Source organism: Paraburkholderia humisilvae (assembly GCF_902859855.1).
Lineage (GTDB): Bacteria > Pseudomonadota > Gammaproteobacteria > Burkholderiales > Burkholderiaceae > Paraburkholderia > Paraburkholderia humisilvae.
Genome location: NZ_CADIKH010000509.1, coordinates 1 through 519, shown reverse-complemented (window position 1 = coordinate 519; position 519 = coordinate 1). Strand labels below are relative to the sequence as shown.

The window sequence follows — 519 nt, the reverse complement described above, 5'->3', positions numbered from 1 at the left end:
AGGCGCTTGCGGCCATGCCAAGCGGCGGCAAGCACGCGGCACGCAAGCTCAAGCGAGCGCAGGTCCTGCTTGCAGCGCACGCTGGCAGGATGACGCGAGCATTGCCGCCGCCGTGGCGCTTGGCGAATCCACGGTGTAACGCACCAGGCGTCGCTTCGTGGAAACGGGTCTGGAAGCGGCGCTGAACGAACAGGCTCGTGGTCTGGGGCGCAACGCAGGCTCAGCGGCAAGGAAGAGGCTCTGCTGACCGCCACGGCCTGTACCAACCCGCCATCGGGACGTTCGCGCTGGACGCTGGAATTGCTCGCCGACACGCGCGATGCATACCGTAGCTGGCGCAAGGTGAGAGCAACTGAACGGAGAACGGCAGATGACTTCGCCCAGTGCATGCGCGATATGGTCGATTCCCTAGAGAATGAAAGGGACTTCCCCGTCCCGAGGCTGCGGCGGAAGCCGCGAGTCGGCATCGACGTGCCATGATGAAGTTTCGAACGTTCATCAACACCAGCGAGAGGGGAA

Annotated in this window: 1 pseudogene; it reads left to right on the top strand. The window is 64.0% G+C overall.

What is annotated here, in order from left to right:
• Nucleotides 1-14: 14 nt before the first annotated feature.
• Nucleotides 15-309: pseudogene (locus tag HV796_RS45335) on the top strand (helix-turn-helix domain-containing protein); the annotation flags it as partial.
• Nucleotides 310-519: the final 210 nt, after the last annotated feature.